This is a genomic window from Vibrio sp. 10N.261.46.E11 (assembly GCF_041472735.1).
Classification (GTDB): Bacteria; Pseudomonadota; Gammaproteobacteria; order Enterobacterales; family Vibrionaceae; genus Vibrio.
In genome coordinates this window covers 81,542-91,562 of record NZ_JBFRQW010000068.1, presented here as the reverse complement: position 1 = coordinate 91,562, position 10,021 = coordinate 81,542, and the positions used below count along the sequence as shown (strand labels likewise).

Annotated in this window: 10 protein-coding genes; all 10 read left to right on the top strand. The window is 44.4% G+C overall.

The window, feature by feature from the left end:
- Positions 1-225 precede the first annotated feature (225 nt).
- On the top strand, positions 226-621 hold the full coding sequence (gene flgB, locus AB4407_RS19265; RefSeq protein ID WP_009848575.1) for a flagellar basal body rod protein FlgB: 396 nt from the start codon (positions 226-228) through the stop codon (positions 619-621).
- Between the two features lie 4 nt (positions 622-625).
- A complete protein-coding gene (gene flgC / locus AB4407_RS19260; RefSeq protein WP_086048935.1) occupies positions 626-1,039 on the top strand; it encodes a flagellar basal body rod protein FlgC in 414 nt (137 codons plus the stop codon).
- 17 nt (positions 1,040-1,056) lie between these two features.
- Positions 1,057-1,767: a flagellar hook assembly protein FlgD gene (flgD, locus tag AB4407_RS19255; RefSeq protein ID WP_009848573.1), complete on the top strand. Its 711-nt coding sequence runs from the start codon at positions 1,057-1,059 to the stop codon at positions 1,765-1,767.
- A 45-nt stretch (positions 1,768-1,812) separates the two neighbouring features.
- Entirely contained in the window at positions 1,813-3,117 is a 1,305-nt protein-coding gene (gene flgE / locus AB4407_RS19250; RefSeq protein WP_372121672.1) for a flagellar hook protein FlgE, read from the top strand.
- 269 nt (positions 3,118-3,386) lie between these two features.
- A complete protein-coding gene (flgF, locus tag AB4407_RS19245; protein WP_009848571.1) occupies positions 3,387-4,136 on the top strand; it encodes a flagellar basal-body rod protein FlgF in 750 nt (249 codons plus the stop codon).
- 20 nt (positions 4,137-4,156) lie between these two features.
- Positions 4,157-4,945, top strand: coding sequence for a flagellar basal-body rod protein FlgG (flgG, locus tag AB4407_RS19240; RefSeq protein WP_372121671.1), 789 nt, complete (start codon positions 4,157-4,159; stop codon positions 4,943-4,945).
- Positions 4,946-5,016: 71 nt separating this feature from the next.
- Positions 5,017-5,793 carry a flagellar basal body L-ring protein FlgH gene (gene flgH, locus AB4407_RS19235; protein ID WP_372121670.1) on the top strand — a complete coding sequence of 259 codons (777 nt, stop codon included), beginning with the start codon at positions 5,017-5,019 and terminating at the stop codon, positions 5,791-5,793.
- 93 nt (positions 5,794-5,886) lie between these two features.
- Positions 5,887-6,978 carry a flagellar basal body P-ring protein FlgI gene (locus AB4407_RS19230; protein WP_372121669.1) on the top strand — a complete coding sequence of 364 codons (1,092 nt, stop codon included), beginning with the start codon at positions 5,887-5,889 and terminating at the stop codon, positions 6,976-6,978.
- 10 nt (positions 6,979-6,988) lie between these two features.
- Positions 6,989-7,915, top strand: coding sequence for a flagellar assembly peptidoglycan hydrolase FlgJ (flgJ, locus tag AB4407_RS19225; RefSeq protein WP_372121668.1), 927 nt, complete (start codon positions 6,989-6,991; stop codon positions 7,913-7,915).
- Between the two features lie 221 nt (positions 7,916-8,136).
- Entirely contained in the window at positions 8,137-10,017 is a 1,881-nt protein-coding gene (flgK, locus tag AB4407_RS19220) for a flagellar hook-associated protein FlgK (RefSeq protein ID WP_372121667.1), read from the top strand.
- Positions 10,018-10,021 lie beyond the last annotated feature (4 nt).

The following is a 10,021-nucleotide window of genomic DNA, read 5'->3' as shown; positions in this document are numbered from 1 at the left end:
CTTAAGTGAACGGCATTACAGCCAAGTGCTGGGTTTTCTTTTTCTGATTTAATCTATATCTTTAAGGCAGAGTGACATTCCAATTTACTCTATTTGTTGGCTTGTATATTGCAAGTTTACCCACGAGTAACCTGTAAAAGTAATGCTAGGCCACTTTGTTTCTAAAGTTGGTATATATATTGCTTAAGTTATTTCATAACAGTCAGTTCTTGAGTTGAGGTTTACATGGCTATTTCTTTTGACAATGCTTTAGGCATTCACCAACACACAGTTGGTGTACGTGAGCGTAACGCTGAGGTGCTTTCCACTAATATCGCGCAAGCTAACACACCTGGGTATAAAGCAAAGGGATTAGACTTTAATAAATCACTGCAAGCGGCAAGTTCTGGGGCAAGCATTGGTCTTAGCCGAACAGACGGTCGGCATATTTCTGCCTCAACGACGGTGAATGGGGAAACTAAGTATCGAATTCCTACGCAACCTGATACCGGAGATGGCAATACGGTTGATTTGGATTTGGAAAGAAACCTTTTCATGCAAAACCAAATTAGGCATCAAGCCTCTCTCGACTTCCTAGGAAGTAAGTTCAAGAATTTAACTAAAGCGATAAAAGGGGAATAACTAGATGAGCTTATTTAATGTATTCAATGTGACTGGTTCTGCGATGAGTGCTGAATCTGTTCGTCTAAATACTACCTCAAGCAACCTTGCTAACGCAGACAGCGTAAGTAGTTCTGCTAAAGACACTTACAAGGCTCGCCACGCAGTGTTTGGCGCTGAGTTAAATCAGGCACGTAATAGTGGTCACACTGTGCCGGTGAAAGTATTAGGTATCGTAGAAAGCGATAAGCCGCTGAGCGCGGAGTATAACCCAGATCACCCGTTAGCGAACGACGAAGGCTATATCTATAAGCCTAACGTGAACGTTATGGAAGAAATGGCAAACATGATTTCAGCATCACGTGCGTACCAAACAAACGTACAGGTTGCTGACTCGAGTAAACAAATGCTGCTGCGTACGCTGCAGATGGGTCAATAAGGATAAGGAGGTAGCAAATGGCTGGAATCAACAATGTTGGTCAAAGCGGCTTGTCCTATGTTGACCAGCTGAAGAGTCTTCAGGATGGTGCTAAGAAGCCCGATGAAACAACAGGTAAGCAAGATCTTAAACAAGATGACTTCTTATCTTTGTTGACTAAGCAACTTGCACAACAAGACCCTTTTAAGCCGGTTAGCAATGACCAGATGATTGCGCAAATGGCTTCATTTGCGACCGTAGATGGCATTGGCAAAATGAATACACAGTTTGAAAGCTTGAATTCATCAATGACCTCTAACCAAGCACTGCAGGCATCCTCTTTGGTTGGCCGTGATGTATTGGTTCCTGGTGCGGCAGGTGTGAAACAGGGTGATGGCGGTATGGCGTCAATGGTTAAGCTTCCTCAGGCAATGGACAATGTAATGGTCCGTGTTGAGAATGAAGTTGGCCAATTGGTTCGCACTTTTGATATCGGCTCAAAACCATCTGGTGACACACGTGTTGAGTGGGACGGAAAAGACGAAGACGGTAATCCATTGCCGGCCGGTAAATACAACGTAAAAGCGTCGGGTTTATTGGAAGGTGAGAACACAGAGTTCCAAGTGTCGAGTTATGCGAACGTGAACAGTGTGCTTCTTGGTAAAGGCGATGGCAACGTACTACTCAATCTGGCTGGTTTTACATCGCCAGTACGACTTGCTGAAGTACTAGAAGTTGGTAAAGCGTAGCTCTTTTTAGAGTGATTATGCTAGCTAGATTAGGAGAATATTGGAATGTCATATGTATCTTTAAGCGGTCTATCCGCTGCACAGTTAGACCTGAATACAACCAGTAACAACATTGCGAACGCAAACACATTTGGCTTTAAAGAGTCTCGTGCAGAGTTCGGTGATGTTTACTCAAGCTCGTTGTTCACTAACGCAAAAACGACGCCAGGAGGCGGTGCGCAAGCTAGCCAAGTAGCGCAACAGTTCCACGAAGGTTCAAGTATTTATACGAATAACCCAATGGACTTGCGTGTAAGTGGTACAGGTTTCTTTGCAGTATCGAAAGACCGTATGGTGCCAGAGATCAATGAACTAACGCGTAATGGTGCATTTCACCTAAACAAAGACAACTACATGGTTACGGCTAATGATGAGTTTCTTTTAGGCTATGATGTTGATCCAAATACCGGTGAAGTTCTTTCTTACGCACCAAAGCCTCTCGACATTCCTGCAGAGTTTGGTAAGCCTAAACAGACAGAAAACATTGAAGTAGGGGTTAACCTTCCTGCAAATGGTGATCTGAAAGACCCGGCGACATTTGACTTCAAAGATCCTGACACCTATAACCGTGCAACGTCTTCGACGGTCTACGATTCTATGGGACAGTCTTACAAGTTAACGACTTACTACCTAAAAGATCAGACTCAACCGAATACTTGGCAGACGTACTACACCATGTCAGATGAAACGGGTGAGAAGCCGGTAAACATTACTGGTGGCGACGCGACGAATTCAGCTGGTCATGTTGGTCACACCATGAAATTCAACAATGACGGTACCTTAGCAAGCCTTAACGGTGGTCAGCCAATTTTGTCTGATCCTATCGGCGCAGGTGAGAACGCAATTGATTTGAACGGTGCTGATCCAACACAGGTACTTAACTTTGGTCTGGATTCTTCAACTCAGTTTGCTGCTCCGTTCGAACTGTCTAGGTTTGATGAAGATGGCGCGACAACTGGTTTCTTAACGAAAATCGATTTCGATGAGTACGGCAGTGTTCTAGGTAGTTACTCAAACGGTGAAAATGTGATACTAGGCCGCGTAGGTTTGGTTCGTGTACCGAATGAGCATGGTCTAGATAAGAAAGGCGGTACTCAATGGGATTCTACTAACGCTTCAGGTGATAAAATCTGGGGTGAATCAAATAAAGGTTCATTTGGTAGTATCAACAATGGCTCACTAGAGCAGTCGAATATCGATATGACTCAAGAATTGGTTGATTTGATTTCTGCTCAACGTAACTTCCAAGCGAACTCTCGTTCTCTAGAAGTACACAACCAACTACAACAGAATATTCTTCAGATTCGTTAATCGTTTCGAACGTCTGAATCATCTGCGAATACCCAATTCAATGTTATTGAGTTGGGTATTGTTGGTGAATTTTATATGGCTGTTTGTCTTTTTATTTGCCGCCCCTATTGCCGCACGGTAATGCCACTGGCAACAATTCTTCCTGAATGATCCTTTGATGATCACATTTCTTGTTCGATTTCTATTTAAATTACTGATAAATAACAGTTAAAAATATTGGCACAGTGTTTGCTTTATTAGCCCCAGAAGATGATTTTTGGAGCAAAATTATGGATCGCGCACTGTTTCTTGCCATGAGTGGCGCTAAGCAAAATATGCAGGCTTTGCAGCTGCGTTCAAACAACCTTGCCAACGTAAGCACTACGGGTTTCCGTGCTGATTTAGCACAAGCACGTTCAATGCAAGCGTATGGGGAAGGCATGCCTACTCGTGTTTTCAGTATGACGGAGCGTCCGGGCCATAATTTCGCGCAAGGTAGTGTGGTTACTACTGGTCGAGATCTCGACGTCACCATTCAAGGTGATGGTTGGATTTCAGTTATGGACAACACTGGTCGTGAAGGTTTAACCCGTAACGGTAACCTAAGGGTTGACCAAAACGGTCTACTTACCAACGCAAGTGGCCATTTAGTGCTTGGTGAAAACGACGCACCAATCACGCTCCCAATCCCAATCAGTAAAGTAGAAATTGGTACTGATGGTACGATTTCGGTGATTCCTCAAGGCGCTCCAGCTGAAGAATTAGCCGTAGTTGATCGTATTAAGCTTGTGCGTCCAGATAATCAAAGTTTGTTTAAAGATACGAATGGCCTATTCCGTTCGAAAAACCCAGATCAGGCATACGAAGCAGATGCAGCGGTAACGTTGCTCAAAGGTGCTATCGAAGGCAGTAACGTAAATGCCGTAGGTGAAATGACCAGCTTAATTGACTTACAACGTCAGTTTGAAATGCAGGTCAAGATGATGAGCACAGCAGAGGAAATGGACAAGTCGTCTGATTCACTGCTTCGTATGAGCTAATAGAATTTAAGGAAATTACTATGCATCCAGCATTATGGGTAAGTAAAACCGGTTTAGACGCCCAACAAACCAATATTTCAACAATTTCAAACAACCTTGCCAACGCCTCAACCATTGGTTTTAAAAAGAGCCGCGCGGTGTTTGAAGATCTGTTCTATCAGAATATTAACCAACCAGGTGGCCAATCTTCTCAGAATACCGAGCTACCAAGTGGCTTGATGTTAGGTGCGGGTTCAAAAGTGGTTGCAACTCAAAAGGTGCACACTCACGGTAATGCACAAACTACCTCGAACAGCCTAGATATGATGATCGAGGGTGATGGTTTCTTCCAAGTTGAAATGCCAGATGGTGAAACAGGTTATAGCCGTAACGGTCAGTTCACACTGAACGGTGATGGCGCAATCGTAACATCGGGTCAAGGTTATCCTCTGCAACCCGAAATCGTTATTCCTGAAGATGCGATCTCAGTAACGGTTGGCAACGATGGTGAGGTGTCGGTTCGTCTACGAGGTCAGCAAAACAACGTCGTGGTTGGCCAAATCACCATTACAGATTTCGTAAACCCAGGTGGTTTAGAGCCTATTGGCCAAAACCTTTACTTGCCTACAGGTGCAAGTGGTGACCCGCAAGAAGGGGTTCCGGGGTTGAACGGCTTAGGTAATGTTCGTCAATCTATGCTTGAAGCATCCAATGTAAACGTAACAGAAGAGTTGGTTAATATGATTGAAGCTCAACGTGTCTACGAAATGAACTCAAAAGTTATCTCAGCGGTAGATAAGATGATGAGCTTCGTTAACCAACAGCTCTAGCTGGTTAATTCGCTGTTTACTGATTTCTTTTAATTGTTCTGTTTACTATTGTCTACTGAGAGTACATCGCCATGAAACGTATTGTTTGCTTAGCTCTGTTTTTATCTATGACGGGCTGTACCACACTTGAGCCAATTGAAACTCCGGCACAAGAGAACGCAACCACAGTGGTTGATGCAGTAGAAGGCGATAAGGCTGCCCAGGAAAGCACTGGCATTATCGACACACTTCGAGATAGAACTGACCCTATTGCTGGTGACCCTGCATGGGCGCCAATCAATCCGAAGAAAAAACAAGAGCATTATGCTGCAGCAACAGGCTCTCTGTTCAATGCAAACCACATCGGCAGCATGTATGACGATTCAAAACCTCGCGGTATTGGTGACATCATTACAGTCGCGTTAGATGAAAATACGCGGGCGACCAAAAAAGCCAATGCAGATATGTCTAAATCGAACGACGCATCAATGGAACCTCTAGCGGTAGGTGGTGAAAATCTAGAACTGGGAAAATACAACTTTTCTTACGATCTGAGTAACACCAACACCTTTGCTGGAGATGCATCAGCTAACCAAAGTAACAGCATTAGTGGTTACATTACCGTTGAAGTCATTGAAGTATTAGCTAATGGCAACCTAGTGGTTCGTGGTGAAAAGTGGATGACGTTGAATACGGGGGATGAGTACATCCGCTTAAGTGGCACCATCCGCCCTGATGATATCGATTTCGAGAATACCATTGCTTCGAACCGTGTTTCGAATGCACGAATTCAGTATTCAGGTACTGGCGTGCAGAAAGATATGCAAGAGCCTGGATTCTTGGCACGATTCTTTAATGTATCTTTGTAGAGCTTGAGGCCGTGTCGGCATATTGACACTCTCTGAATTGTCTAACTTCAAGCTAACTTATTATAAATTAAAGCAATACAGACAGGTTACTCAATGAAAAAACTAACACTCGTACTCTTCGGCATACTATTTCTTGCCTCCAGTGCTCATGCCGCGCGTATAAAAGACGTGGCAAAAGTAGCGGGTGTTCGTAGTAACCAACTTGTCGGCTATGGTTTGGTCACAGGTTTGCCGGGTACTGGTGAAACAACTCCCTTTACCGATCAAACGTTTAACGCAATGCTGCAAAATTTTGGCATTCAATTGCCGCCTGGCACTAAACCAAAAACTAAAAACGTAGCGGCTGTTATTGTTACCGCTGAACTGCCGGCTTTCTCTAAACAGGGGCAAGAGGTTGATGTAACCGTATCTTCTATCGGTTCCGCAAAAAGCCTTCGTGGTGGTACCTTACTGCAAACCTTCTTGAAAGGTTTAGACGGCCAAGTGTATGCCGTGGCTCAAGGTAACTTGGTAGTAAGTGGTTTTAGCGCGCAGGGTAACGACGGTTCTAAGATTGTCGGTAACAACCCTAACGTTGGCATCATCTCTAGCGGTGCAACGGTTGAACAAGAGATTCCAACCCCATTCGGTCGCGGTGACTATATTACCTTCAACCTAATCCAATCAGATTTTACAACGGCTCAGCGTTTGGCTGATGCGGTTAACAACTTCTTAGGCCCACAAATGGCGTCTGCGGTGGATGCAACTTCTGTGAAAGTTCGCGCACCACGTGAAATCAGCCAACGTGTGGCTTTCTTGTCTGCCATCGAAAATATCGAATTCGACCCTGCAGAAGGTTCTGCAAAAATCATTGTTAACTCTCGTACCGGCACAATTGTGGTTGGTAAGCACGTTCGCTTAAAAGCGGCGGCGGTAACGCACGGTGGTATGACGGTCGCAATCAAAGAAAATCTCAACGTAAGCCAACCGAATGCATTTTCTGGCGGCCAAACAGTAGTGGTTCCTGATTCAGATATCGAAGTCACTGAAGCTGATGGCAAGATGTTTAAGTTTGAACCTGGCCTAACGCTGGATGATTTGGTTCGAGCTGTCAACGAAGTGGGTGCAGCGCCTTCTGATTTAATGGCAATCCTTCAAGCACTGAAACAAGCGGGTGCGATTGAAGGTCAGTTGATCATTATTTAAGGAATAAAGCATGATTAAAAATAATAATGACATTGGCTTTATTCACGATATCGGTAGCCTAGACCGTCTTCGTCAACAAGCGGTAAGCGGTGAAGAAGGCAGTGAAAAAGAAGCACTGACGGCTGCGGCAAAACAGTTTGAATCGATTTTCACCTCGATGCTGTTTAAGTCGATGCGTGATGCGAACTCGAATTTTAAGTCGGATATGTTGAACAGCCAGAATGAGCAGTTCTATCGTCAGATGCAAGATGACCAAATGGCGAGTGAGTTAAGTGCAAATGGTTCATTAGGCCTTGCGGACATGATCGTAGCTCAATTAAGTGCTGGTCAAGCAAGCGACGCGACGGAAGATAAGGTTCGTAATGAAGGTTTTGATACTTCACTGCAAAGGCCGCAATACTCAGGTCGTTCACAAGTTGGTGCGTTGGACGTTCAACCAACGGTAGCTGCTTCAACAGCAAAACAGTCAGTGTCCTTTGATTCACCAGAATCGTTTGTGACCTCAATGAAGCCTTACGCTGAAAAAGCAGCGAGTGCGCTCGGTGTTGATTCGTCACTATTATTGGCACAAGCTGCGCTTGAAACCGGTTGGGGTTCTAAAATGATTAAGAACTCATTGGGCAACAGCAACAACCTATTCAACATCAAAGCTGATAGAAGTTGGAAGGGCGATAAAGTTGCGACTCAAACTCTAGAGTTCCATGGAAAAACTGCCGTTAAAGAGTCCGCCTCATTCCGTTCTTACTCAAACTTTGAAGAAAGCTTTAATGATTACGTGAAGTTCTTGAACGAAAACCCAAGATACGAAACGGCGTTGCAGCATCAAGGTAACTCTGAGAGTTTCATCAAAGGCATTCACCAGGCAGGTTACGCAACCGACCCTAACTATGCCGACAAGGTTTTACGAGTTAAAGCTAAGATTGATGAGATGAAATAGCGTTATTGAATGCACTCGAGAGCTTGCCACCGGCAGGCTCTTTTTTTATCTGTCCCTTCAGCTCTTACGCGTCATTCATAGCTTTCTCCTTACACTTCAATAAATTATTGCCTTTTGACTCTCCGTTATTTCTATTGGCACATATATTGCTAAATATCTTAATAACAAGCTGTAGTAGTTAATCAGTTCATGCTGATTTTGTTAAGTTTTTTGGGGGCATTATGGCGTCGGATCTTCTGAATGTAGGGGCACAAAGTGTTCTTACTGCTCAGAGACAGCTAAACACCACAGGTCATAACATTTCTAACGCCAACACAGAGGGCTATAGCCGTCAGTCTGTGGTTCAAGGTGTGAATGACCCGCGCCAGTACGGTGGTCAAACCTACGGTATGGGTGTGCATGTGGAAAATGTTCGCCGCTCTTGGGATCAGTTTGCCGTCAAAGAACTTAACTTATCAACAACCAATGCCGCTAACAAAGCGGATACCGAAGCTAACCTAGATATGCTGTCCAGCATGTTGTCATCGGTTGTTTCGAAGAAGATCCCAGAGAACCTCAATGAGTGGTTTGATTCTGTTAAGACGCTCGCTGATACCCCGAATGATGTGGGTACACGAAAAGTCGTCATAGAAAAAGCTGGGTTATTAAGTAAAACGCTAAATGAATTTCATGAAACCGTTCGTCAACAGTCTGATTCTGCGAATAAAAAATTAGACATGGGGATCGAGCGAGTTAACCAAATTGCATACGAGATCCGTGATCTTCAGCGACTAATGGTACGAACTCCCGGACCTCATAATGATCTACAAGATCAGCACGAACAGCTAGTTAATGAGCTTTCTGGTTACACTAAAGTGACGGTGACACCACGCGCTAATAATGAAGGCTTTAATGTCCATATCGGTAATGGTCATACCTTAGTTTCTGGTACAGAAGCGAGCCAACTGAAAATGATCGATGGCGTACCAGATGCACATCAGCGTCGTCTTGCTATCGTAGAAGGAAAGTCATTAAAGGCGATTACTAACCGCGATATTGATGGACAAATCGGCGCGATGTTAGACATGCGTGATGAACATATTCCTGCAGTTATGGATGAGCTTGGCCGTTTGGCGACCGCGTTTTCATACGAGGTCAATGAATTGCAATCGCAAGGTTTGGATCTCAATGGCAATGTAGGTAAAAACCTGTTTACCGATGTGAACTCTGAGTTAGTGGCTAAGTCTCGTGTTACTGCTCACGGACAGTCAAAAGCGGATGTCGCGGTTTATATTGATGATACTTCTGCTCTAAAAGGCGGCGAGTATGGCCTGAAATACGATGGCAGCGATTATGTGGTGATCAAGCCAGATGGTGAAACGGTAAAAGTGAGCACTAATTCAACCGGAAATGCCTTTTATTTAGATGGCATGCGAGTGGAAGTTCGAAATCCGCCTGAACTGGGTGAGAAGCTTTTACTACGCCCAACCCGTAACTTTGCCGCGCAGATTCAGATGGAAACCAAAGACCCTAAAGATATTGCGGCGCAAAGCTATGAGGCATCAACTACCTTTGCCAAAGGCACTGCGGGCTTCAAAATTTTGGCGGCAGGTCAACTGCGAGAGTTTGAAGTGATCGTGTCACCAAAGGGCGAACAGTTTGCGGTTACCGATCCTAAAGGCAACATACTTATGCAGCCTCAACCGTACCCACCACAAGGCCCTGTGACAATTAACGGTACAACGTTTGAACTTACACCGGGCGCGGTGGCAAACGATAAATTTACGGCAAATCTTGTCCCATCAGAAGGTGACAATGGCAACTTGCGTAAATTGCAAAACCTCCAAACAGGCAAAGTCTTGGATGATGGTGAGTCTACGATTCTAGATCTTTACCACAATTTGAATACCAATACGGGTTTGAAATCTTCAACGGCAAATCGCTTGAGTGATATTGCTAGATTAGAAAAAGAGTCAGCTCAAGAACGTATTGCTTCAGTCTCTGGGGTGAACCTAGATGAAGAAGCGGCAAATATGATGAAATTTCAGCAAGCGTATATGGCTTCGTCTCGCATCATGCAAGCCGCCAATGATACGTTTAATACTATTTTGGCTTTGAGGTAGGAAG

Coding starts and splice junctions, on each gene's coding strand:
- flgF (WP_009848571.1), top strand. CDS start 3,387: ATGGATCGCGCACTGTTTCTTGCCATGAGTGGCGCTAAGCAAAATATG.
- AB4407_RS19230 (WP_372121669.1), top strand. CDS start 5,887: ATGAAAAAACTAACACTCGTACTCTTCGGCATACTATTTCTTGCCTCC.
- flgG (WP_372121671.1), top strand. CDS start 4,157: ATGCATCCAGCATTATGGGTAAGTAAAACCGGTTTAGACGCCCAACAA.
- flgC (WP_086048935.1), top strand. CDS start 626: ATGAGCTTATTTAATGTATTCAATGTGACTGGTTCTGCGATGAGTGCT.
- flgH (WP_372121670.1), top strand. CDS start 5,017: ATGAAACGTATTGTTTGCTTAGCTCTGTTTTTATCTATGACGGGCTGT.
- flgB (WP_009848575.1), top strand. CDS start 226: ATGGCTATTTCTTTTGACAATGCTTTAGGCATTCACCAACACACAGTT.
- flgJ (WP_372121668.1), top strand. CDS start 6,989: ATGATTAAAAATAATAATGACATTGGCTTTATTCACGATATCGGTAGC.
- flgK (WP_372121667.1), top strand. CDS start 8,137: ATGGCGTCGGATCTTCTGAATGTAGGGGCACAAAGTGTTCTTACTGCT.
- flgE (WP_372121672.1), top strand. CDS start 1,813: ATGTCATATGTATCTTTAAGCGGTCTATCCGCTGCACAGTTAGACCTG.
- flgD (WP_009848573.1), top strand. CDS start 1,057: ATGGCTGGAATCAACAATGTTGGTCAAAGCGGCTTGTCCTATGTTGAC.